Below are 23535 nucleotides of genomic sequence, written 5' to 3'. Positions count from 1 at the left end.
AGAGATTTCTTTTTCTTTGTCATGATTATTAACCGGCCTGTGCTAGGCTGAAATTATGAAAGAATTATGAAAGGCATGGCTGGTTTGCGGTGGGTATTGGTAGGGGTGTTATTGGTGGGTGGTTGTGCCGCCCCTCCGCCCCAGAGCAGTGCCCCGGTTGCTGAAACCCAAACCGAAGCGCAGGAGCGGCCGTTAGTGCTTACGACGTTTACCGTATTAGCGGATATGGCGCAGCAGGTGGCGGGCGATCGCCTACGAGTTGAATCCCTAATTAAACCCGGCGCTGAAGTTCACGGCTATGAGTTCACCCCCAGCGATCTGGTGCGCGGCCAACAGGCGGCCCTAATTCTGGAAAATGGCTTAGGTCTAGAGCGTTGGGGCGATCGTTTTTACAACAGCTTGCCCAATGTACCACGGGTTACCCTCACCGCAGGGGTTGTGCCCATGCCCATTACTGCGGATGCCTACCGAGGGAAGCCCAATCCCCATGCGTGGATGTCACCGCAAAATGCCCTGATCTACATCGAAAATATTCGCAAGGCTTTCACTGAATTGGATCCGGCGGGAGCCGCCACCTACGCCGCCAATGCCGCTGCCTACAAAGCAGCCATTCAAGCCTTAGATCAACAACTGCGGCAAGCGTTAGCCGTGCTGCCAGCCAACCAACGCTATATCGTCACCTGTGAGGGTGCCTTTTCCTACCTAGCGCGAGACTATGAACTTCAGGAAGTTTATCTGTGGCCAGTGAACGCTGATCAGCAGGGAACCCCCCAGCAGATGGCACAGGCGATCGCCACGGTACGAGCGCAAAAAATTCCCGCTGTTTTTTGTGAAAGCACCGTCAACCCAGCGCCCCAACAGCAAGTAGCCCGCGAGTCAGGGGCAACCTTTGCGGGCATTTTTTATGTGGACTCCCTCTCCCCGCCAGGGGGAATGCCCCCACCTACCTAGAGTTGCTCAGATACAACATTGACACCCTCCTTAACGGCCTCACTGGAAAAAACACACCATGATTCCCCAGCCCGCCATTGACCTGCAAAATGTTACCGTAGCCTACCACCGCACGATTGCTCTTTACGGTGCCACGCTGCAACTCAGTGCAGGGACAATCTGTGGCGTTGTCGGGATGAACGGTGCCGGTAAATCCACCCTCTTTAAGGCCATCATGGGGTTTGTGCAGCCCGTGAGGGGTCAAGTGCACATCCATGGTCTGCCCCTGCGGCAGGTACAGCGGCGTTCCCTTGTGGCCTATGTGCCCCAAAGCGAAGACGTGGACTGGCAGTTTCCGCTGCGGGTTTGGGATGTAGTCATGATGGGACGCTACGGCAAAATGAACTGGCTGCGGCAACCGCGGGCAGCCGACCGCCAACGAGTGCGCCAAAGCCTTGAGCAAGTTGAACTCTGGCCACTGCGCCACCGCCAAATCGGCGAACTGTCCGGGGGGCAAAAGAAACGCATGTTCTTAGCTCGTGCCTTTGCCCAAGAGGCAGCGGTGCTGCTGCTGGATGAACCCTTTGCGGGGGTGGACATCAAAACCGAGAAGCTCATCATTGATTTACTCTTGGCAGAGCGGCAGGCGGGGCGCACAATTCTGATCTCGACCCACGATCTGGCCTCAATTACCACCTTTTGCGATCAGGTGATCCTTGTAAACCGAAGCATCCTAGCATACGGCACTACGGCGGAGGTCTTTACACCGGAAAACCTTGCCCGAGCCTTCGAGGGATCCGCACAGATCCCCCGAGAGGGTGGCTAGCTGCGGCGAATCGGCGTGCCACAGGGATAGGTGGCTACAGGGGGGGGATGTCTTGGACTTTCTGCTGGAGTTGTGCTTGCAAATAAAGCTCCTGCAACCGCTCTATCATTTCACCCCGGCGATCGTACAACCGCTTCAGTGGACGAGATGGACAGCGATTGAGGCAGTAGGCGGTGAGAATCGGCAGGGCAATGGTGCTGTCGGTATAGCACACCACCGTATCCCGTAGCCCTTGGGGATCCACTTTGCCCCAGCTAACAGCCTCGCTCGGCACCGCCCCCGATAGCCCGCCTGTATCTGGTCGAGCATCCGTAATTTGAATAAAGTAATCGTGCCCCCGTTCAGGTAAGCCCAGCACCTCATGGATTTGCGGCTGGGTTTGCAGCAGGAAGTTTTTGGGGCTGCCCCCGCCAATGATCAGGGCGGCACTTTTGCCAGTTCCGCCAGCGGCTTCGCGAGCAAAGTAGGCAATGGCCGCGGTTTCGTTGACATCAATGGCCGGGTCAATCACCAGTTTGGAGCCTTCGAGGGCGATCGCCGCCACATTCATACCAATGGAGCTATCCCCAGGAGAGGAGGTGTAAATGGGCACCCCACACTCGTAGGCTGTTGCCAGTAAGCAAGAATGGGGTTGCCCCCGCTGGATCTCAAGTTCGCGAACATAGCGACCCAAGTGATAGTGGAACTCAGCAGTTCCCATGCGGTGCTGGAACGTTTCGCTGCGCAGCACCTGCCGCAAAAAGGCATCGGTTTCTAGGAGCACATCGTAGTCAAAGATAATGTCGTAGATACGAATCTTGCTCTGCTGCCGCAGTTGCACATCATCTACAAACGGATGCCCTGCGTAAAGTTCCATACCCAAGGCGTAGTGAATATCGTGGTAGAGATTTGCCCCTGTACTGATGATGTAGTCGATAAACCCCGCTCGTACTAAGGGCGCTAGGGCAGAAATCCCTAAGCCTGTGGGGGTCATGGCACCGGAAAGACTGAGACCAACAGTCACCTCTGGCTGGAGCACCCGCTGAGCAAGCAGATGGCACAGTTCGCGTAAACGACCGGAGTTATAGGCCGTGAAGTAGTTATCAATGAGATCCGTAAGGCTAATGTTGTCGGGAATCGGAGCGGGGGTAATAGGGGTGGCAAATGCTGACATAGTTGACCTCGCAAGACAATAGAGACAGGCACAGCCAGTGATGCTGGGGACTGTTTCACAGACATAACCGCCACGCCAACTGTGCTGGAGTTGCTGATTCTCAGAGGGGTAGCGCTCAAAAATGTCATCTGCGCTGGAGAGATGGCTTGTCCTACAAGCTAGGTATGAATCCCCAGTAGCTTTTTCTGGCTACCCTCAGAGGTTAGACATGTAATAAAACGCTTGACTACGTCTGATCGACCCAGTTTACGCCAAGGGCGCAAACCTCAAGTTGCAGGCCGATCAGCTCATACTAGGTCCTTCACAGTTATCCACAACCGATAGGGCAGGAATGGCAGCGCGCCGCTGCCGCAGACCCATTTCTAGATACCAAGTTGTGATGTTGGGATCACCCATCAACGCTAAGTCTTTCACTGTTGACAAGTCTCATGCCCTTACATTACGAAGTAAACTATAACACTTCGTCACCCGATTTGCTGTGCGCGCTGCCTATTACACCTTTGCTGTTTGTTTTAGTCTGTTTCTGAGTCTGTACGTTTTGCGTGGCATCGGCTGGCTGACGATGATCCCCGGTGGCATTCTCCTTATTTTGGCTCTTGCCAGTTGGTTGACCGGCCTTTGGTCAGTGCTGACCTTTTGGCGCCAACGCTATTGAGCAAGGGAGGATGGGGGGTGATGGGACACAACTTGCGGGCAGCGTTAAGTGGCGATCGCGCTGCCAAGATAGGCGCTGCTGCTGTAACAGTTCTTTCAGCAAACGAGTCACCGTCACGCGACTAATGCCCGTATAGTGAGACAAGCGCGCGTGGGTCAGCCGCAGGGGCAGCCGCACCCCTGCCGGTGTTCTGATGCCAAGGAGCTGCGCCAAGACAACCAGCACCTCGTGCAATTGCTCTAGGGCAGTGGGGTAGTGGGTTGCCCGCAGCAGTAAATCGCTGTAGTACTGGCGGCACTGTTGGCCTTCCCACAACAGCCGCAGGAGGTGGCTCGACTGCTCTACCTCAGCAGGGCTAAAGGAGAGCAAGCGGCTCGGTTGCAGCGCCTCAATTTCATAGCAAATAGAAGGGAGCCCCAAAATAGCCATGCCCGCTGTGGCCAGTCCAACAAAACACAGCATTCCCTCGCTATCGACAAGGTTGATCTCTACTGTCCCCGATTGCACCAGCCAGCACCGCTCTTGGAGCGGCACCGAGGCTTTGGGCTGTAGATCGTGGAGCCGGTAAGTTTTGTCGGCATAGGTGCGTAGGTCAAGAGTTAGCATGGCTACCCCCTTAAGTATTTTAAGGCTGATTATCATTATCAGAATATTGAGGCAACCCTCGCGCCCGTTTCAGAGAGTTGCCCGCAGCAGGCCTAAAGATCGAATTCAGTCCTTAGCTGTGCCACCCACTGTTGGATGCGTTGATCCGTTAGCTCAGATTGGTTGTCTTCGTCAATGAGCAACCCCACAAATTGGTTGCCCCGCAGCGCTTTTGACTCATTAAAGTCGTAGCCAGTGGTAGGCCAATAGCCGACGGTACTGCCGCCCTGCTCACTAATTTTGGCCTCAAGAATGCCAATGGCATCGCCAAAGTTATCCGCATAGCCCACCTGATCGCCGGCACCAAAGTAGGCCACTTTTTTGTTGCTGAAGTCAATTGCCTCTAGCTCATCGTAGAATCCCTCCCAGTCAGCCTGTAACTCGCCAATATTCCACGTGGGGCAGCCAATAATCAGGTAACTGTAGTTGCGAAAATCTTCTGGTTCGGCATCGGCAATGTCGTGCAGTGCGACGATGTCTGCTCCACCAAAAGCAGTCTGAATCTTTTCGGCAATCATCTGGGTGTTGCCGGTCTGGGTGCCGTAGAATAGGCCAATTTTTGCCATTGATAACGTCCTCTAAATCGGTTCACGGTGGCGTTCTCCTAGGGCTATCTGGGGCAATCGGGACAGCGGGGGCAATGGTTGGCTAAATCCCCCTAGCCTATTATTGCAATAAAATCTCAATAAACTTCAAGGGTGGAGTGCGAAAACAAGGGGGTGCCCCTAGAATAGGGAACGGTGTGCATCAACAGTGGTCTAAAGCCGTAGGCTAAAAGGAGCCACAAAGAGATGGTGAGGAGTTGAACTATGCACTGGCAGCGAATCAGTCTGGCATTGGCGATCGCCCTTGGTGGTGTGCTGGGCAGTCCCAAGCTGAGCCAACCGTCCCAAAATAGTAGCCAAGGAACCTTACGCTGGAATGATGCTTCATTTCCTGTAGAAAATTTTCAGGGCTATAGCTCACCCTTCGGCTACCGGCGATCGCCCACGGGGGAACCAACCACAGAATTCCACAATGGTCTTGACTTTGCTGCCCCCGAAGGCAGTTACATTCGTAACTGGTGGGCAGGTCAGGTGATTGAAGTCTCGGACGATACCGCCTGTGGCACCTTGGTGCGAATCCGTTCAGGGGCATGGGAGCACGTCTATTGCCACATGAAAGGTCGAGTTGAGCAAACCCCCCAAGGCCGCGCCATGGTAGATCGCCCAGGGGGAGTGCTCATTTTAGAGGGACAGCGAGTACCCACGGGGGCGCGCATTGGCCGAGTGGGGATGACAGGGCGAACCACCGGTCCTCATTTACACTGGACGTTGCGGCATCGCGGTCAACTGGTGAACCCTGCGGTTGTGTTGCAGGCGATGTATGGCACTCAGGCGCAGCGCTAGCCCCAATGTGTGTCGCCGCCCTTAGCGATCGCGGCGGGTAACTGCCAATTGATCCAAGGCTGTATCCAGCATCGGTGTTGCCAAGGAGTGGGTCAAGCTCAGGGAATGGGGTGGAATACTCAGAGCCGACGCAGCAGCGGGGGTAAGCCACTGGCGCGCCGTTTCATCCTCTAGGAGGTGAGCGCGCAAAAACGCTAGGCTCAATGCCTTCAGGTACGCCCGTGATCGCGGTGGCGTGGCCCCCACAAGGCGAGCAGGCACCGGCATAACGGGTTCATTGGCCCGAGCTTCGCCAATGGTTGAAAAATGGGTGGCATCGTCAATCAGGGCAAGGTAGCGATCGCGCGTAGTCAGCCATGTAAAGGGATAGATTTGCTCAGACACCGCGGGGGCGATCGTATCATTACTACCAGCCACAAACATGACGGGGATAGTCAATTGCGCCAGCGATCGCGGGCTAAAGAGGGCACTGGTAATTGGATTCACCGCTAACACCGCCTTAATTCGCCGGTCTTGGAAATCATAGGTGCGCGGCGGTAACGTTTGGGCTTGACACTGCAACAACAGCGACACATTAAACGAATCCAGAATGTTACTGGGACAGTGGCGCGCCAACTGTTCAAAGTCAAGACGCGCCCCTGCAAGGGCTAGGGCAGTATAGCCGCCAAAGGACTGACCAATCATGGCAACGCCCTCAAGGTTGAGCCGCCCCTGCCATGGGTGTAACTGCTCGGGAAATTCACTGAGGTGATTCAGAACAAAGGTGACATCCAAAGGGCGATCCAGAAACTCTTGTGCCGCTGCATAGGCACTGGTATAACCCACCGGAAAAGACAAAAGTTGCCGCGTAGAACTTCCTGCGTGCTCAAGGGCAAGCACCGCAAAGCCATGGGAGGCCAAGTGCTGGCTCAAATAGCGATAGCTGTGGCGATTTGCCCCCAAGCCATGGGAAATAACAACCACGGGCACCAATTGCTGGGAAGCCACAAGGGGCAAGTAAACATCCACTTCAATGGTACGGGGCTGTCCTGTTAACTGTAAGCGACGCGGTGAGCGATCCTCAACGCTCCAAGGCATTTCCAGCCAACGTCCCCCGCCGGGGTGTAGTAGCGATTGTACTGCGGGGACGTTTTGCTGCCACTCATCCACCACTGACTGCTGCCGCACCACGTCTAGAATTGTTTCGGTTTCACGGATGGTGGCTTGAAAGTTTTTAAGAATGGTCAACCCTTTTTGTAAGTCAACGCGGATGCTCCTCGAGGGATAGTGGCGAATCAGGCTCAGGGCAGTTAAACCTTCGGGGTCAGCAGCGGCAGTAATCAGCGCAGCACGGAGGGCATAGGTATTACTGTGGCGAGCTTGGGTTTGAATAATTGTTGCCGCCTGATTTAATAGTTCTTTACCTAAAGGGGAGTAGAGAAGTTGCGCCACAGCCACTGGTGCAAGACGCAGCCGTTCTTGCAGTGCCGATCGCAGCTGTTGCCGGCGCGCAAGGGGTAACAGGCGCAAGTAGGCACCTAACTCCGCTGAAACAGCCCCAGTTTCCACAAAGGTTTCTAAGTCGTTAACCGCTAGCGATCGCTCCAAAAAACCATAGCGGAAAATAATTGTTTCTGCTGCCTGAGCTGAGCTATTAAAGGAAGCTGACCCAAAAATTACCGCTCCTGTTATAACAAACAGCAGCCATGAGCAACGGGCGTTTCCAGAGTATCTCTTCACGGACTAACAAGCCCTAAAAGATGGTAATGAAAAAACAAACTAGCTAGTAAATATACCTTCCAGTATAGACAGCAACTACCGGAACCATTCCCTGCCCTGGCCTTCGTTTCTTGGGAACTCTGGTACGGTTGCAACCGTCGTATCGAGAAATGCCCATACCTATGGGTAATTAGGTCTAGAAGGGTGAATGTGTCTCTCATCAACTACGCATCGTGATAATGATCATGACAACAGCATTGGCAGCATCACCCTTGGCCTTTACTCCTTCAAGTAAGGTAATAGTGTGGCAGTAGGTTAGTTCAGTGACTGCTTCGGGTTATAAATCTCTGCCTATTGTGCGTGATATTAAGGATTAAATCCATGAAGACTTACCCATATCGTCCCATTTCAATGACTCATATTCTGTCATGGGGGTTGGCGGCGGTGCTTCTAAATGCTGGCGTCAGTTGGGCAGGCTTTACCCCCCCGCTAATTTGTCGCGTCCGGGGAACCGTGAAGGGGCGGCAACCCGTGGGGCGTGCAAAGTAGAAACGAGTGCAACAGAACCTGACCTGACTACTCTAGTTCCGGTCACCAACATTGGCTTGACAACAGCCAATCGACCCACGTTTTATTGGTATCTACCCGCCAATAATTATCAAGCGATGGAGTTTACCCTGTTTCAGTCTCGACCTGATGGTGGGCAAGTAGAAATCTACTCCCAGACCTTGCCCTTAGCGGGTCGTCCTCGCTTGGATAGCCTCACTCTGGATGGCAAGGTGCCGCCCCTCATGGAAGGGGTTGATTACCGTTGGACAGTGAGTCTCATTTGTAACCCTGCCGATCCTGATCCCTCGCAAATTCGCTTTGTGGAAGGATGGGTACAGCGGGTTCCAATGCCTGAAGCGTTGGCCAAGCAGTTATCCAAGGCAACCCCAGTGGAAGCCTATGAATTACTGGCGGCCAATGGTCTTTGGTATGATGCCCTCAATGTTTTGGTCAACCTACGGCAGCAGCAACCCAACGACACCAAAACGGCAACCCTGTGGACCGAGTTAATGACATCTGATAGCGTGGGGCTGAATCGCCTGAGTAACCCCCTGATGGTGCAACGGCTGCAGCCCAACTAATCAAGGGGGGTTGGCGATCAATGCACCTTAGATCTCTCTCTCGTCCTAAAAAAGCAATAAGTTTTAGAAGAAGGGGGCTAGCCCCCCTTTTTTGTGACTGCTACCCCTGAAAGATGTGATTGATGGTTAGGCTAATCAATCAGCCCCTGAGGGGGAGTTGTTGCCGGAACATACGTCGTAGATGGGCTGTATTTGGCAAGATTAAACCACCCCAGCGCCAGTAGAATACCGACCCCGCAGCCTAGCAAAAACGTCCAAGCATGGGACGAGTCCAAGACGCACAGCAGACGGCGATCGCCACTATATACATGAACTAGCCAGCCTTCACTGGTGTTATCAAATTGGCTTCGTAGCTGAGTGGGGTCAAACTTGTCCATGGTGTTTGCTCCATGTTGATCAAAGTCTATGCAGATATAGTAGAGGCAGTAGTCCAGTGCCCCTCCCTATGAAAACATCTACAAAAAATTCACCCGTGCACGGACAGGGACTGCGTGACTCAATGGAGATGAACCTGTCAACCAAAAGACCCAGACAGCCGAGATAGGTCTCAACTATTTGGGTCTTGACTCACCTAACTCAGCAGCCCTCTGGCCCACAGAACGTATGGGCGTACAGCACCTCCGCATCACAGATATAGATAATGCCGGCAAAATCCATGAAAAACTGCGCAGCGACTTGGTCTGCAATCCTCTCGGCCATATCGCGATCCGGGGTAAGTATCTCGAACTTGATATTGGCCGTTGTATCAGAAACGTTCGGTTGCCCCGAGGAGCGCACATTGCGGCTGCCTTTGCCCCCCGTCTGCATCACTGTATAACCCGTTGCTCCCGCTTCTTCAATGATGGCGGCGATTTTTTTGAGCAAAATCTTTTCAGTGACAATGACGAGCTTTTTGGCTGGCTTAGCCATGGTGGTTACCTCCTGTCAGATGTGTATTGGCTATGTTCATCTAATGTGGTCTGGTCAGCCCAGAGAGTAAGTACAGACCACGACCTATCGAACCCTAAATGCCACCGATCGCCTGCGCCAACCCGAAGAATAGGGGAATGCACACGCCGATTGCAATGGGGGTACCGATTGCAGTGGAGGAACCAATGTAAGCGGAGGGATTCGCCGATGGAATACCAGCACGTAAAGTGGGAGGACCAGAAATATCTGAACTGGAGGCCGCAATGACGGCGAGAACCACAACTCCTCCCATACTAAATCCCGTCGTGTAATGGGCAATCATACCAAGGCCAAAGGCCATCAACCCATGCACTATCGGTGCCACCACACTATATACAACGTACCACTGAGCCACCTTGCGCAACTCGCCAATGCGTGACCATGCCTCCATTCCCATCACCAACATCAAGATCGAAAGCAAACCACGGAATAGGGGATTGTAAAAGTTTTCATAGACACTTTCGGGGCGAGCAAACAGGCCAAGGGCAATTCCCAACAACATTGCTGAGAGAGCTGGTCCTTGGAGACTTTCTTGGACAATGGGCCATATCTTGACCCGAGCATTCTCAGGTCGCTGCTTTAGCCGGAGGTACTGTTGGCGCGTGCTCGGGTAATTTTGCGGGTCAGAGTACTCCCCTGCGGCGACAGACTGCTTGCTGAGCGACTCTTCTAGGGAGGACTCGGCGGTGGCAGCAAGCTTCTTCTTATTGAGATAAATGTTGGCTATCACAATTGCAGTGACAAGGGCTGGAATATCCATAAAGGGATAGAGCGCCCCTGCCCATGCTTCATAGGCAACCTTTTGCTCATCTAAAAGTGCTAGGGCAGCCGCCATTGTTGAGCCACTCACCGCACCAAACAAGCCGCCGGTGGCGATCGCATCCACAGTTTTGACCTTGGGCAACTTAGCCAACGTATAGCGGGCAATGAAGACAATGAGAATCCCTAACAGGATAGAGAATGCTACAGGTAAAACCATCTCCGTTAAATTGGAATTACGGATGGCCATGCCCCCAGTGAGGCCAATTTTAGCCAGCAGCATGAAGATGATGATCTTGCAAATTGACTCCGGAATCTGGAGTTGACTTCCGAGAGCCGCAAGCACCATACCCCCCAACAGAAAGCTGAGGGTTGGGGACTGCAACTGCTTCACGAAATCCATTAGGAAATTGGACAAGAAATCCACGGTTCATTCCTCTGTGAATTGGATAGTAGGGGTTAGAACAGCACACCAGCGACGGTAATCGTGCTCGTGAGTCAGGCGTAGATCAGCTTGATCAAGGCCGATCAATCACTTGCTTCAAAGTCATTGAGTGCCTATTTAGCTTGATCTAAAAATCAAACAATCCATAGTATTTTATCTATGTGAATTGCTTTTGGACTGAGCGTAAGTCTATACCAAAAATCTCAAAAAAAATTCATTCGACACAGAGAAGTTTCAAATCCGATCAATCAGCGTTGCTTATCTGATGGTGGATAGGCGGCACTCGTCTGGTTCCTCAGTGGCGATGCTCACGGCAATAGACCCAAGTAGCAGGAGCACCAGCATAGTACTCTTTCTTCCAGATGGGTAGGCGGCATTTGATTTCATCAATGATATAGGCGGTTCCAGCAAATGCTTGGCGCCGATGCGCTGCCGTGGTGCCCACCCAAACAGCAATGTCTCCTAGTTGGAGTGTTCCGTAACGGTGGTAGGCGATCGCCCCGAGGAGGTCAAACCGCTCAATGGCTGTCGCAACGATGCGCTCCCCCTCTTTGAGGGCAAGGGTGGTATAGACCTCATACTCAAGGGCTAACACTGTTTTGCCTGCGTTGTGATTGCGCACCCAGCCTTCAAAGCTGACGAAGGCACCCGCCGCCAGATGTGCCAAAGGGCGGCTGAGAACCGCTGGATGCAACGGCTCAGCCGCTAGGGAAAACTGGCAAATAGTCACCTTTAGCCCCCCGCCACCGGTGGAATAAAGACAACGTCATCCCCCTCCTGCACAGGCGTACTGAGATCCACAAAGGTATCGTTAACAGCCACTTTCATCTGTCCTAGGGGCAGTGAAAAGCCGTAGCACCTCTGGAGTTCCTGATAGAGTTCAGCATAGGTACCAGCAGTGGTGGGGCGCTCTTCACTCTCGGTGTGCGCCTGTTCGCGCAGGAGGGCAAAGTAGCGCAGGTGAATGATTTTAGGACTATTGGGCGCGGACATCGTGCAAGGCGTGGGTATAGTCTTCGGGGGTGTTGATGTTAGCGGTTGTCGTAGGGTGGCACGGAGCAATACAATGGCACACCGCTTGCTGGAGTACCTTGACCGGGCAGCGCTCTCCTGCTGCATAGGCCGCTTCAAAGACCCCTAGGGCTTGGGGGGTGTAAATAGCGCACAGCGGCTCAGGAAAACGCTCTTGGGGATGATGATAGCAGGTCGCTACCACATCTTCACGGTACTGCTGGAGTAAGGGAAACAGCGTTTCGGCCTTGAGGTAGGGCAGATCACAGGCCACCACTAGCCAGTTCACTTGGGAGTAGGTGCGTAAGGCCGTTAGAATCCCAGAGATGGGGCCTTCACTGGGAAGAGTATCCCCAAGGGTCGGCAGGTCGGCAAGGGGGGTGCCCTGCCATTGCTGCGATCGCGCCGATAAAAAAACCTGTTCACAATACTGGCTCAGCAGGTGGTAGAGGTATTGGGCGTGGGGCTGACCATAATAGTCTAGGAGGGCTTTATCCCGTCCCATGCGTTCACTTTTGCCGCCCGTGAGGACTAAGCCGTAAAGGGGGTATTGGCCGAGGGTCTTTTTGCCGCCACTTTTAGCCAGCAAGCGTACGTCACGAATCACAATGTTGCTACTGAGCGCCTTGCACATGTCATAGACAGTGAGGGCAGCAACAGTAACCCCGTGGAGACTTTCCATTTCCACACCGGTGCGATCGCGGGTTTTGACCTCGCACTCAAGGCGAATTTGCAGCTTGTCCGCAAGGGGCAGCAGTTCACAGCGGAACTGACAGGCGGTAATGGGTAGGGGGTGGCAAAAGGGAATGGCCTCAGCGGTTCGTTTCACGGCCATGGTGCCGGCAATGATGGCCGTTTGCAGCACGGCGCCTTTTTTCAGGCATAGCTCATTCTCCTGCTGGTAAGCGAGAAAGACAGGGGGCAACTCAATGAGGGCAGCGGCCACTGCACGGCGATCGCTCACGTCTTTGTCACTAATATCTACCATTTGCGGTTGTTGGTTCTCATTAATGTGTGAGAACATGGGGCTAACCTCGAATCTGATCCATGGCATGGTCAAGTTGTGCAGTTCGAATCTCGGCTTTCATCACAACGGGTAGGGCTGGAAGCCCCGTACTTCAGTGCGGGGAGGAAAGCTCCTTTAGCAACTTTAGTTGCCTTAGGTTATAATTATACTGCGGACACCAGAAACGGTTGTTCAAGGCACTGGTAACGGTCGATTGGGGGTGTTGTAAACCACCCCAGAGGCTCGCGGTTGGCTTGCTAACTGCAGGGCTACTAAAAGCTCCCTGCTTTAGCTGGGAGTAGTTTACAATCATAGGCACAGGACTTACCACACCAACCACCCATAGGTTAGCATCAGGGTCATGGCGGTCAGTGGTAACCCAAACCGCAGATGTTGCCAAAAAGAAAGACGACAGCCTGCGGTAGTTGCCGCCTCAACCGTAATAAGATTGGCCACCGCTCCGAACAGCGTCAGATTACCGGCTAGGGTCGATCCCGCCGCCAGTAGCAGCCAGCTTTGGGTCGCGTCCGGTGGGATTCCCCCCTGCAAAAGCAGCACTGCTGGCACATTAGAAATCAAATTTGAGACAATCACCGTCACCACCAGCAGCCCCGCCGGATGGGTAATCCAAGGCGTTAACCCCGCTAATAGATCCAATTCTTGTACACAGCGGGTGAGGATAAACAAGCCGGAAAACATCACTAGTAAGGACCAGTCCACCTGTTGCAACACGCGCTGGGGTTTAATGCGTCGGGTGACGAGTAAGGCAGCAGCGGCTAAAAAAGCCGACTCTGCTAGGGGTAAGCCGATGATAAAGGCAGTCAGTAATAAACCTGTGACAATTAGGGTTTTGATCAACACGGGTCGATAGGTGCGCAAGCGTGGCAGCGAAGGCGGTGGACAGGGCTGGAGCGATCGCACCTCTGGATAGAGCAACCACAGCAGCCCAACCTGTAACCCTAGGCCAAGAATGGCTACCGGCGCTAAGGCTAGGGCAAACTCATTGTAGGGAATGCCCGAAAATGACCCCACCAGAATATTTTGTGGATTGCCGCTGAGGGTTGCGACTGAACCGATATTGGTGGCACCGGCGATCGCCAACAGGTAGGGTACAGGGTTTAATTTTAGCGATCGCGTCAACTGCACCGTCAGCGGCGTACTCACTAACGCCAAGGTGTCATTTAAGAAAAACGCCGACAACACCCCCGTCCCCACCGTTAACAATCCCAGTAAGCCCAACGGACTCCGGGTAAACCGTAGCACGTACAACAACGCCAGATTAAAAAAACCGGCATAGGATAGGTAGGCATTCACCACCATCATACTGAGCAAAAACACGATGGTATTTGCATCAATCGCCTGCCACGCCTCATCTAGGGTGAGGGTACCTAGGCCAATTAGAACCGCTGCACTGACCAGAGCAATAGTGGCACGATTCATTTGCCAGCCAGGGATAGAGCCAACCCCAAATGCTAGGTAACTCACTCCTAAAACTGTCGATTGAATCCAACTGGGCGTGTGTATCATGGCCTACTTCAGGGTTGATTAAGGGTTTGACATCCTCCCCGTCCTGAGCACAGCGAAGGAAGAGGATTCCATCGTCGCCGATGAAGGTTCCTGCTGCAACGAGGTGACGTGCTCAACCGCTGTCTCCAGAAGATGAGTAGCGGCCTCCTCTCCAGAGGCATAAGATCCTGTGTGCCCCACAGTACATGAACCTAGCTCCAAAATGTTGATAGCTGCGTTGGAGTCTCTGTCCAGAACAGTTCCGCACTGGCACAAATGAGGACGAGTGCTGAGGGACATCTTAACCAAATGGCCGCAACACGAGCATGTCTGGGAGCTGTTACGAACAAAAAGACCAGTCCGCAGCGCTTGATCGAGCCGCTGATACTGGTCTTTAGTTCCTTGCAACTTGGCGTCGCAGACGAGCATTTTATCTACCCAAATCTGGGATAAAAATCCAGTGGTCAAGGTCGCTACCCTCTGAACCAACTTCGGTTACCGAAAAAACGCCGTAAAGCCCTGCCCTTGAGGGCAGGGATGTAAGGCGCACGCTGTTTTATCAAGTCAAGCCTGTAATAAAATATCATTATGTTAGTCAGAGAAGCCAAGCTACTAAACGGCACAGCAGAGCAGTATCAGGCTCTGGATGAAGCCATCCGCACCGCTCAGTTTGTCAGAAACAAATGTGTGCGGTACTGGATGGACAACAAGAGCGTAAACAAAGCTGTTCTCTATGCCCACTGCAAAGACTTATCTAAAGAGTTTGCCTTTGCCAAGAAGTTAAACTCATCAGCAAGGCAGGCAAGTGCAGAGCGAGCTTGGGCTTCCATCTCTCGCTTCTATACCAACTGCAGAAACAAGGCGATCAAGAAAGGGTATCCCAAGTTTAAGAAGCATTGCCGTTCTGTGGAATACAAGGTATCGGGCTGGAAGCTGTCAGGAGATGGAATGTCCATCACCTTCACTGATGACTTTAATGCTGGTTCGTTTGCTCTGTACTGCAATGGAGAAGCAAGACACCATATCCTGAACTCCAAAATCAACCGAGTGCGAGTGGTACGCAGAGCAGATGGGTACTATGCTCAATTCTGCTTGGATGTAGAGCGCAAAGAGCAAGGACAATACACAGGCAATGTCATCGGTATTGACTTGGGGTTAAAACACTTTTACACCGACCAGAACGGAAACACGGTCGATTGTCCTAAGTTTTTAAGACGTAGTGAACGGAGGTTAAAACAGCATCAACGCAGGTTAAGTCGGAAGTTCAGGAAAGGGGCGAAACCTCAATCCAAGAACTACCACAAGCAAAGAAAGCGACTAGGCAAAGTACATCTGAAAGTTCAACGCCAGCGTAAAGACTGGGCAATTAAGCAGGCACGGTGCGTGGTGGCATCTCACGTTCGCCTTTGGCGGCGCGGAGCGCTTTGTCGTGGCGTATGAAGACTTGCAGGTGAAGAATCTAGTTAATAATCATCATCTTGCCAAATCCATCCATGATGCTGGCTGGTCTCAATTCACTGCTTGGCTAGACTACTACGGTAAGGTATGGGACAAGGCAGTAGTCAGCGTGCCGCCGCAGTACACCACGCAGGATTGCAGTAACTGTGGGCATAGGGTCGTGAAAACCTTATCCACTAGAACCCATAGTTGTCCTAGGTGTGGGTTTGAGATGGACAGAGACCAGAACGCGGCTCTGAACATCCTCAAGAAGGGACTAAGCATCTTGGGAATGGAGTGGCTCAACGGTACCTTTGGGCAAAAGGGAACCACCTCGCAAGAGGGAACGCTTGGGGAGAGATGCACCTCTGCTTTTGATGGGCAACCTGATGAAGTAAGTGCGCTCGCAGAACCAAGAACAAGAATCCCCTGCCTTTAGGCAGGGGAGTATGTCAACCGTCAGGAGATTGCTTAATGCAGTCAGCCTAGGATATCCCTATCCCTGTCCTTCACGACAGTGGAGGATGACAAGTGGTGAGGCACCCCCCACACAACGGTGGCCTGATCATAAATCACCATTCCGGGGCTGGCGCCCTTCGGTTTTTGCACATGTTTACGCAGGGTATAGACCACGGGAACTTGGGCGCTTTCCCGCGCTTGGCTGTGGTAAGCAGCAATATCCGCTGCCGCCTGAATATCTTTTTCGCTAGGTAAGTCCCCAGCTTCAAGACGCAGAATCACATGGCTGCCTGGAATTTCTTGGCTGTGAAACCACCAGTCATAGGGACTGGCCACCCGTAACGTCAAGTCATCGTTCTGGCGATTATTGCGCCCCACAAAAACGGTATAGCCGCTGGGGGTAGTGTAGCGCAGGTACGGGCTAGGGGTTTGGGGTGGACGGTAGTAGGTGGGGCATTTGAGATACCCCTGCTGAATAAGTTCATCGCGAATTTCGTCTAGCAGATCAAGAGTGTGGGCGGCATCCAAGGTGGTCTGGACTTGATCAAGGTAGGCGAGTTCGGCCTGTGCTGCGGCTAACAGGGGGGTGAGGTGTTGCTGGGCACGTTTGAGTTTTTGGTGCTGTTTGTACAAGTCTTGGGCAGTTTGGATAGCAGTTTTTTCAGGAGATAGGGGGATGGTGATGGGGGTATTGGTCTCAAAGTCGGTGACGGTGAGCGACTGCATTCCAGGCTGCCATAGGTAACCATAGGCCATGAGGAGATCGGCGACATAGCGGTGGCGATCGCCCTCGGTAGCCTCGGCTAAACGACGCTGAAACTCCTGAACCTTGGCTAATACTTTTTGACGATGCTGCTGCACAGTCTGGCGCAGTTGCTGCTGTAACTGTTGGGTCTCTTGCTGGGCAAGGGCTTGACCATAGTAGGTGGCTAACAGCTCATGGAGTGGCACGGCATGAGCCACCGTCTGGTTGAGGGCAGGGGTGACCCGATAGCCCCGAGGGGTTACCTGAGGCACAAAGCGCTGCTGCTGCAAACACTCTAGCCAATGCTGCCAGTGCTCAAAGAGATGATGCCACTGTTGAGCGGTTAACTCATGGGTGTGTAGGGTATGGTGTATGCCCGCATCCTCAAGTAGATGTTGAACAAGGGCAGGACTGAGGCCGCGGTAGGCCTTTAGGAGTTGTTGCCGTACCGCTCCCGGAATGAGACTGACTTGGCTTTGCCAGTGCTCAAAGGAATCCTCAACCGTGGGGATAGCGGCTGTCAGCGGCGGCGGCGGGACGTAGGGGGCACCGGTGAGAATGGGGCGAAGACGAGATTGGTGAGCACTGACTTGATGCGCCGCCGTAATAATCTCCCCAGCAGTGTTGACCAGAATCACATTGCTGTACTTGCCCATGATTTCCACATAAAGGTGCCACTGAATCGGGTCCTGGGGGCGTTGGGCAAACTGCAAGTCCACAACCCGCTCCCAGTCATGGAGCAAGTCAATCTTCACTAAGGCCAAGCGGCTGAGTTGATGGTGCAGTTGCTGACTAAAGGTGAAGGTATCGGGTTGGCGAGGGGGTGGCGGTTCAAAGCAAATCCGCGCTGCTTGGGGATGCCAACTCAGTGTTAACCAGTACTGCTGCTTGAGAGTGCGCAGAGCAAGGGCAAGGGTGTGGCGATCGCGCTGATAAACCGTTTCTAGTCGTGCGGGTAACGTGCCCTGTAAGCTAGTACAGATGGCACGCAGGGTAGTGAGATCAACAGGTTGCACAGCCAACACTCCAAAATACCAATGCTGCGCCTTTTCGTTGAGTTCTGACGTTCTTTAGGGGCGAACTACCGCTCATCATCGCTACGGGATAGATAAACGGCTGCCTTGTTAAATCCCGTTGAACCCATTGATAAGTGGTTCTCTGACCCCTCTTGAACCAACTTGTTACTTGGTGGATGGATGTTCCACCTGCTTGAGAAGCTGCCACAACCCTGAGCCGTAAATCTAATGAATGCCTTGGCATGGGCTGCTCTACCTTAATCTGTAAGCACTGCATTTCCTATATTAGCTTAATAGCCTTTAGTGGGTTACGAGGGGGTAGTACCCACCTTACAGTAGTTTCCGCAACGATATGGGACAATTCTTACAGAAGCAATATTCTGAGATGTTGAAGAACTACTTTGCTCACTGCTGCTGTACCAGTTAGTGATGCAGACCGCTGTAAAAGTATCTTATTACACAATTTTCACCACCGTTTCGGAAGAACCAAGATGTACTCTGGCATGAGTCGCACTTTGTGGCTCCTTGTGGTGGCGTAACGGTTTCCATGCTGAAGCGATATAGTGAGAGCCAGACTGCACCTGACTCGTACCATAGGAGTTGGTTCATCTGCGGGGCATCGAACCCCTTGATGAACGCGCTTTCATCCCGATGCTCACCTGACCCTTTGGGACGTGAGCTACAGGTAGAGCGCGGGGCGTCCCGCTTAGGTGGCTAAAACAGCGCCGCTCGATAGTGAGGTGCTCCCCTGTGAGTTGGCCAACACGGTGCCAAAATATAGGAAATTCTCAACAACATCACCTATATGGCTTTTTATGGCTTCGCCAATCCTTGAACTTCAGGCCGCTGATGGTACGACGCAACAGATTCAACTGGGGAGCGATCGCCTCGTTATCGGCACCGATCCCCAAAACCACGTCATCCTTGTGGGGGAGGGGATCTCCCGCCACCATGCAGCCATTCTCCCCAGCGACGGGGGATACACTATTGCCGACTTGGGCAGTGTCAGCGGCACCGTTGTCAATGGGGTAAAGCTGCGTCCCCGCACGCCGGCGGTACTCAAGGAGGGCGATCGCATCCAAATTGGCAACTTCCAGATCATCTTTTCCCCGGCGGCCGTGGCCACCACCGCGCTACCGGGCACGGTGGTGATGGGGGCACCCAGCACGCCAATTTTGCAAGTGGCAACTCCCCAGTGGCTGCAAGAGTTTCCCCTCCTCAAGGACGAACTGATTTTAGGGCGGGATCCACAAGCGGATATTGCCATTGACTATCATTTTGTTTCCTTTCACCATGCCAAGCTCGTGCGCAGCGGCGAGCACTACAAAATCACTGATCTAGGAAGTAAAAACGGCCTGCACTGGCGCGGTGCCACGGTGAGCGAGCACCTTCTGAGTCCGGGGGATGTGCTCCATATTGGGGAATCCCTGCGACTGACCTATTTGCTCATGCCTGCCACCCAAGTGGTTGAGCATACGCGCCCCCTGCAACTGCGCGATCGCCAGACCATTCGTATTGGTCGAGATCCTGCCAACGATATGGTTTTAGATCATCCGGTGGTCTCGCGGTTCCATGCCCGCCTCTACCTAGAGGATGGCCAGTGGCACATTATGGATTTAGAGTCGGCCAATGGCACCTACGTTAACAATCGCCGCCTTGACCCCCGCAAACCCTACCCCTTGCCCACCGGCGCACTGATTCGCATTGGCCCCTATAGTTCGGTGTTTACGCCGGATGAAACCATTGTTCCCCACAACGACAGTGGCAACCTCCGCCTCGATGCCATTCACCTTAGTAAAACCACCCCAAAGGGAGCAAAGCTGTTGCAGGATATTTCCCTGTCGATTTTGCCCCGGGAGTTTGTGGCGATTGTCGGCGGTAGTGGGGCAGGCAAATCCACCCTTCTGGATGCCCTCAATGGCTTTCGCCCGGCCACTGGCGGCACCGTACTGGTGAATGGCTATGACCTGTACCGTTACTTTGGCACCTATCGCACCCAAATTGGCTATGTCCCTCAAGATGACATTATTCATTCCGAACTGACGGTGACCCAAGCCTTGGACTATGCGGCACGTCTGCGACTACCAGCAGACTTTACAGAAAAAGAGCGCCAAGAGCAGGTGCGTCGAGTGCTCTCAGAATTGGAGTTGACCGCCCGCCGACACGTGCTCGTCAAACAGTTGAGTGGGGGGCAGCGCAAGCGGGTTTCCATTGGGGTTGAATTACTCACCCGCCCCAGCCTCTTTTTCCTTGATGAGGCCACCTCCGGCCTCGATCCGGGAACAGAAACTCAAATGATGCGCCTACTGCGGCAACTGGCTGACCAAGGGCGGACGATTTTACTGATTACCCATGCCACCAAGAATGTGATGCTCTGCGATTTGGTAGTGTTTTTGGCGCGGGGCGGGCACCTTGCCTACTTTGGCCCACCGGATCAGGCGCTTAGTTACTTTGATGTGCAAGACTTTGACGAAATTTATCTAAAAATTGACAGCGAACCCAACCCCGAACTGTGGCAGCAACGGTATCGTCAGTCCCACCTCTATCAAACCTATGTGGCCGATCGCCAACGTCCCCTCAACATCGATACCGCTGCAACGCGGCAGGTCCAGCAACAGCGGCAAGTACCCACGGTTCCTCAGGTGGCACCATGGCGACAGTGGTGGATTCTGACCCAGCGCAACTTAGCCATTGTGCGCCAGGATAAAGCGGCGCTAATTCTAATGCTATCCTTAGCCCCTCTGCTGGGTGCCTTGGATTTTGTCCTCTGGAAACCCACCATCTTGGATCCAGAGCAGGGGGATGCCGGGCAGGCCTTTACGATGGCGTTTGTCACTGTCCTGATTGCCGTGATGGTAGGCAGCTTGGCAACGATGCGCGAGATTGTCAAAGAAGTGGAAATCTATCGCCGCGAGCGGATGGTGGGGCTAGGGCTGTGGCCCTATATCCTTTCTAAACTTGCACCGGCTGCTGTGTTAGCCCTTTACCAAGCGGCGGTTTTTCTGGGGATCAAGGTCATGGCAGTGCGCATGAGCCTGGGTTGGGGGGCGATCGCTGGCCTATACCTGACGTTATTCCTCGCCACCTTTGGCGGGATGGTGATGGGCTTGTTAGTCTCTGCCCTCTCGCCAACGCAAACGGTGGCTCCTTTACTCACTATTTTGTTTTTAGTGCCCCAGATTACCTTTGCGGGCGCCATTATTCCCCTGAAGGATTTGGGGGTGGTGGGCAATTTTCTCAGCGATGTCACCCTGACCCGCTGGAGCTATGCCAATGTGGTCTCCCTCATGGGGTTTGGCCGGGATGTGGCTGCTGATCACTGTTGGCAGCAACCTAAGGCGCAACGGGAGAAACTGAGTGCTGCTGTCTTAGAAACCTGTCCTTGCTTTGATGACAATCTCTTTAGTCGCTGTAATTTTCCGGGGGTGCGCAAAGAGTACCACCCTGCCGTTGATGAGCCGGAACCCCCCCAGCCCCCAGAGCCGGGCGATGCGCCAGGGTTACCCAACTCGATCGTTGATTTTGACCAAGCCTATCGGGATCGGGTTGAAGCCTACAACCAGAAAGTGAAGGACTATCAGGCGGCTATGGATCGCTGGCAAGATCAGTTTGCTGAGTGGAAAGAAAACCGGGGGCGGGCGATCGCCAGTGGTGAAGCCCTGATTGATCGCTTTTGGAGCTTACAGAGGCAGACGTTTACGGCCAATGTTCTCGTCAATAACCTGCGCCTAGGCGGTATTATTGCCGTAATGCTGGGGTTGGTGGGGTGGTTTCAAAAACGCAAGGATATTCTGTGACGCAACGGCAACGACTCGGCTATTTAGGCCCAGTGGGTACCTACAGTGAAGAAGCGGCTCAGCGCTATGCCCAGTGGCAGCAGGGTGAGCCCATAGACTTGGTACCCTTCTCGACCATTGCTGGCTGCCTAGAGGCGCTGGCGATCGCCCAGTTGGATCTGGCGCTGGTGCCCAGTGAAAACTCCGTTGAGGGGAGTGTCAATAGTACGCTAGATTCCCTCTGGCGCTTAGATAAACTGCACATCCAGTACGCCTTTGACCTGCCCATTCTCCATGCCTTTGTGGCGCAGACCCCTCGGCTTGAGGAGATTCGTACTGTCTATTCCCACCCCCAAGCCCTAGGCCAATGTCAGCGCTGGCTGCAACACATGCTGCCCCATGCCCAGCAGTGTCCGGTCGCCTCTACCGCCGATGGCTTGCAGTACGTGGCGCAATCGGCTACCGTGGGGGCGATCGCCTCGGTTCGGGCTGCCCAATTGCATCAACTGCCCATTGTGGCCACCAACATTCAAGACCTAGCGGACAACTGCACCCGCTTTTGGGTGGTTAGCCGTCAACAGGGCAATGGCTGGCCGACCACCAGCAGCACCCACACCTCCATTGCCTTTAGCCTCAAGGCCAACCAACCGGGGGCACTGCTCAAGGTTCTGCAACTTTTTAGCGATCGCCAGATTAACCTCAGCCGCATTGAATCTCGCCCCAGTAAGCGCGCCCTCGGAGACTACCTGTTTTTTGTGGATCTTGAAGTCAATGGCCAACCTGCCATCGTCGCTGAGTGCCTGGAAGCCCTTACTGCGGTTACTGATGTACTTAAAATTTTTGGCAGTTACCAATTTTTACCACTAGGAGCGTCCTGATTTCATGCAGATTGGTGTCCCTAAAGAACGCAAAGACCAAGAATTTCGTGTTGGTCTCACGCCGGCGGGGGTGCAAGCCCTACGAGAGCGCGGACATGAGGTTCGTATTGAAACGGGTGCTGGGGTGGGGTCTGGGTTTAGCGATGAGAGCTACCAAGCCGCTGGGGCAACGGTGGTGGAGACCGCTCAACAGGCATGGGATGCAGAGCTAGTCGTCAAGGTCAAGGAACCCCTGCCCTCTGAGTACCGCTACCTGAGATCTGGCCAATACCTGTTTACCTATCTACATTTAGCCGCCAGTCGCGAATTGACCGTGGCACTGGTGCAATCGGGGGTCACCGCCATTGCCTACGAAAGCGTTGAAGAAAATTATCACCATCAACGCAGTTTTCCGCTACTCACCCCCATGAGTATGATTGCTGGGCGCTTGGCGGTACAGTTTGGGGCACGGTTCCTAGAGCGTCCCCAGGGCGGGCGAGGAGTCTTACTCAGCGGCATTCCCGGTGTCTCCCCTGGACGGGTGGTGATTTTAGGGGGTGGCATTGTTGGTACCGAAGCGGCTCGGATGGCGATCGGGCTGGGGGCGCAGGTGAGCATTCTGGATATTAACCTAGAGCGGCTCAAGTATCTTGAAACCCTCTTTGGCGCACGGGTGGAGTACCTCTATAGCACCTCTCATCAAATTGCGGCCTTACTGCCCCACGCAGATCTAGTGATTGGTGCGGTGCTGGTGCCCGGTCAACGTCCGCCCTGTTTAGTGCCAAAGGCGCTCGTACAGACCATGCGCCCGGGAGCCGTGATTGTGGATGTGGCGGTGGATCAAGGGGGGTGCGTAGAAACCCTGCGCCCCACCACCCACTCTGACCCCACCTACACCGCCTTCGGGGTTGTCCACTACGGGGTGCCCAATATGCCCGGTGCCGTGCCGTGGACAGCCACCCAAGCACTGATGAACAGCACGCTGCCCTACATTCTCCGCTTGGCTGATCATGGCGATCGCGCCCTTGAGCTGTCTCCTGCCTTAGCCAAGGGGCTAGTCATTCAGCACCATCGGTTAGTGCATCCCGATGTTCGGCAGGTGTTTCCTGACCTTTAACGTCCTCACAGGAGACCCTTGCTCGATA

22 protein-coding genes and 3 pseudogenes are annotated in these 23535 nt (G+C 53.8%); 10 read left to right on the top strand and 15 right to left on the bottom strand.

The window, feature by feature from the left end; translation table 11 throughout:
• Window positions 1-75 precede the first annotated feature (75 nt).
• Window positions 76-951, top strand: coding sequence for a metal ABC transporter solute-binding protein, Zn/Mn family (locus BRW62_RS01760; RefSeq protein WP_227517503.1), 876 nt, complete (start codon window positions 76-78; stop codon window positions 949-951).
• Window positions 952-1009: 58 nt separating this feature from the next.
• Window positions 1010-1756 (top strand): metal ABC transporter ATP-binding protein, encoded by a 747-nt coding sequence (locus BRW62_RS01755; protein WP_099797934.1) that lies wholly within the window; start codon window positions 1010-1012, stop codon window positions 1754-1756.
• Here the strand turns inward: BRW62_RS01755 and BRW62_RS01750 are convergent.
• Both BRW62_RS01750 and BRW62_RS13015 read right to left on the bottom strand, forming a co-directional pair.
• Window positions 1753-2909: pseudogene (locus BRW62_RS01750) on the bottom strand (homospermidine biosynthesis protein). The gene BRW62_RS01755 and the pseudogene BRW62_RS01750 sit on opposite strands and share 4 nt — an antisense overlap.
• Before the next feature lie 282 nt (window positions 2910-3191).
• Window positions 3192-3332: a hypothetical protein gene (locus BRW62_RS13015; protein ID WP_157768312.1), complete on the bottom strand. Its 141-nt coding sequence runs from the start codon at window positions 3330-3332 to the stop codon at window positions 3192-3194.
• Window positions 3333-3387: 55 nt separating this feature from the next.
• Here BRW62_RS13015 and BRW62_RS13010 point away from each other — a divergent pair, with 55 nt between their 5' ends.
• Window positions 3388-3564: a hypothetical protein gene (locus BRW62_RS13010; RefSeq protein WP_157768311.1), complete on the top strand. Its 177-nt coding sequence runs from the start codon at window positions 3388-3390 to the stop codon at window positions 3562-3564.
• Here BRW62_RS13010 and BRW62_RS01745 read toward each other — a convergent pair.
• A complete protein-coding gene (locus BRW62_RS01745) occupies window positions 3532-4170 on the bottom strand; it encodes a Crp/Fnr family transcriptional regulator (protein WP_157768310.1) in 639 nt (212 codons plus the stop codon). The genes BRW62_RS13010 and BRW62_RS01745 overlap by 33 nt on opposite strands.
• A gap of 92 nt (window positions 4171-4262) precedes the next feature.
• Window positions 4263-4775 (bottom strand): flavodoxin FldA, encoded by a 513-nt coding sequence (fldA, locus tag BRW62_RS01740; protein ID WP_099797928.1) that lies wholly within the window; start codon window positions 4773-4775, stop codon window positions 4263-4265.
• Between the two features lie 243 nt (window positions 4776-5018).
• On the opposite strand from fldA, the gene BRW62_RS01735 reads away from it, so the two are divergent.
• Window positions 5019-5597: a M23 family metallopeptidase gene (locus BRW62_RS01735; protein WP_099797927.1), complete on the top strand. Its 579-nt coding sequence runs from the start codon at window positions 5019-5021 to the stop codon at window positions 5595-5597.
• A 21-nt stretch (window positions 5598-5618) separates the two neighbouring features.
• On the opposite strand, the gene BRW62_RS01730 is transcribed toward BRW62_RS01735, so the two are convergent.
• Window positions 5619-7316 (bottom strand): alpha/beta hydrolase, encoded by a 1698-nt coding sequence (locus BRW62_RS01730; protein ID WP_099797926.1) that lies wholly within the window; start codon window positions 7314-7316, stop codon window positions 5619-5621.
• A 360-nt stretch (window positions 7317-7676) separates the two neighbouring features.
• Here BRW62_RS01730 and BRW62_RS13195 point away from each other — a divergent pair, with 360 nt between their 5' ends.
• Together BRW62_RS13195 and BRW62_RS01725 are read left to right on the top strand one after the other, a co-directional pair.
• Window positions 7677-7844 carry a hypothetical protein gene (locus tag BRW62_RS13195; protein ID WP_198406276.1) on the top strand — a complete coding sequence of 56 codons (168 nt, stop codon included), beginning with the start codon at window positions 7677-7679 and terminating at the stop codon, window positions 7842-7844.
• The gene (locus BRW62_RS01725; RefSeq protein WP_198406095.1) at window positions 7790-8425 is read left to right on the top strand and encodes a DUF928 domain-containing protein; all 636 of its coding nucleotides are present in this window, start codon (window positions 7790-7792) and stop codon (window positions 8423-8425) included. Before BRW62_RS13195 ends, BRW62_RS01725 begins: the two co-directional genes overlap by 55 nt.
• A gap of 131 nt (window positions 8426-8556) precedes the next feature.
• Here the strand turns inward: BRW62_RS01725 and BRW62_RS01720 are convergent, their stop codons facing one another.
• From BRW62_RS01720 to BRW62_RS14975, 8 genes are all read right to left on the bottom strand, one after another.
• Window positions 8557-8802 carry a hypothetical protein gene (locus BRW62_RS01720; RefSeq protein WP_099797924.1) on the bottom strand — a complete coding sequence of 82 codons (246 nt, stop codon included), beginning with the start codon at window positions 8800-8802 and terminating at the stop codon, window positions 8557-8559.
• Between the two features lie 199 nt (window positions 8803-9001).
• Window positions 9002-9334 carry a P-II family nitrogen regulator gene (locus tag BRW62_RS01715; protein ID WP_099797923.1) on the bottom strand — a complete coding sequence of 111 codons (333 nt, stop codon included), beginning with the start codon at window positions 9332-9334 and terminating at the stop codon, window positions 9002-9004.
• A gap of 94 nt (window positions 9335-9428) precedes the next feature.
• A complete protein-coding gene (locus tag BRW62_RS01710) occupies window positions 9429-10559 on the bottom strand; it encodes a sodium-dependent bicarbonate transport family permease (protein WP_099797921.1) in 1131 nt (376 codons plus the stop codon).
• A gap of 313 nt (window positions 10560-10872) precedes the next feature.
• Complete coding sequence (locus BRW62_RS01705) at window positions 10873-11271, bottom strand: molybdenum cofactor biosynthesis protein MoaE (protein ID WP_376787927.1); 399 nt, start codon at window positions 11269-11271, stop codon at window positions 10873-10875.
• 38 nt (window positions 11272-11309) lie between these two features.
• Window positions 11310-11570 (bottom strand): MoaD/ThiS family protein, encoded by a 261-nt coding sequence (locus BRW62_RS01700; RefSeq protein ID WP_099797917.1) that lies wholly within the window; start codon window positions 11568-11570, stop codon window positions 11310-11312.
• Window positions 11554-12612 carry a cyclic pyranopterin monophosphate synthase MoaC gene (gene moaC, locus BRW62_RS01695; RefSeq protein ID WP_099797915.1) on the bottom strand — a complete coding sequence of 353 codons (1059 nt, stop codon included), beginning with the start codon at window positions 12610-12612 and terminating at the stop codon, window positions 11554-11556. The genes BRW62_RS01700 and moaC overlap by 17 nt, the downstream gene beginning before the upstream one ends.
• Before the next feature lie 306 nt (window positions 12613-12918).
• Window positions 12919-14121 (bottom strand): anion transporter, encoded by a 1203-nt coding sequence (locus BRW62_RS01690; protein WP_099797913.1) that lies wholly within the window; start codon window positions 14119-14121, stop codon window positions 12919-12921.
• 18 nt (window positions 14122-14139) lie between these two features.
• Entirely contained in the window at window positions 14140-14400 is a 261-nt protein-coding gene (locus tag BRW62_RS14975; protein WP_376787926.1) for a hypothetical protein, read from the bottom strand.
• A 288-nt stretch (window positions 14401-14688) separates the two neighbouring features.
• Between BRW62_RS14975 and BRW62_RS01680 the strand changes: the two are divergent.
• Window positions 14689-15976: pseudogene (locus BRW62_RS01680) on the top strand (RNA-guided endonuclease InsQ/TnpB family protein).
• A 41-nt stretch (window positions 15977-16017) separates the two neighbouring features.
• Here BRW62_RS01680 and BRW62_RS01675 read toward each other — a convergent pair.
• Window positions 16018-17757, bottom strand: coding sequence for an Rqc2 family fibronectin-binding protein (locus tag BRW62_RS01675; protein WP_099797909.1), 1740 nt, complete (start codon window positions 17755-17757; stop codon window positions 16018-16020).
• A gap of 115 nt (window positions 17758-17872) precedes the next feature.
• Window positions 17873-18001, bottom strand: a pseudogene (locus tag BRW62_RS13645) (IS630 transposase-related protein); the annotation flags it as partial.
• Between the two features lie 571 nt (window positions 18002-18572).
• Here BRW62_RS13645 and BRW62_RS01670 point away from each other — a divergent pair.
• From BRW62_RS01670 to ald, 3 genes are read left to right on the top strand one after another with little or no spacing between them, the layout of a single operon-like run.
• On the top strand, window positions 18573-21554 hold the full coding sequence (locus BRW62_RS01670) for an ABC transporter ATP-binding protein/permease (protein ID WP_099797907.1): 2982 nt from the start codon (window positions 18573-18575) through the stop codon (window positions 21552-21554).
• A complete protein-coding gene (gene pheA, locus BRW62_RS01665; RefSeq protein ID WP_099797905.1) occupies window positions 21551-22411 on the top strand; it encodes a prephenate dehydratase in 861 nt (286 codons plus the stop codon). The genes BRW62_RS01670 and pheA overlap by 4 nt, the downstream gene beginning before the upstream one ends.
• A 4-nt stretch (window positions 22412-22415) precedes the next feature.
• Complete coding sequence (ald, locus tag BRW62_RS01660; protein WP_099797903.1) at window positions 22416-23507, top strand: alanine dehydrogenase; 1092 nt, start codon at window positions 22416-22418, stop codon at window positions 23505-23507.
• Window positions 23508-23535 lie beyond the last annotated feature (28 nt).

Source organism: Thermostichus lividus PCC 6715, from assembly GCF_002754935.1.
In the GTDB taxonomy this organism is placed as follows: domain Bacteria; phylum Cyanobacteriota; class Cyanobacteriia; order Thermosynechococcales; family Thermosynechococcaceae; genus Thermosynechococcus; species Thermosynechococcus lividus.
This window is presented reverse-complemented; position numbering and strand designations above follow the sequence as displayed.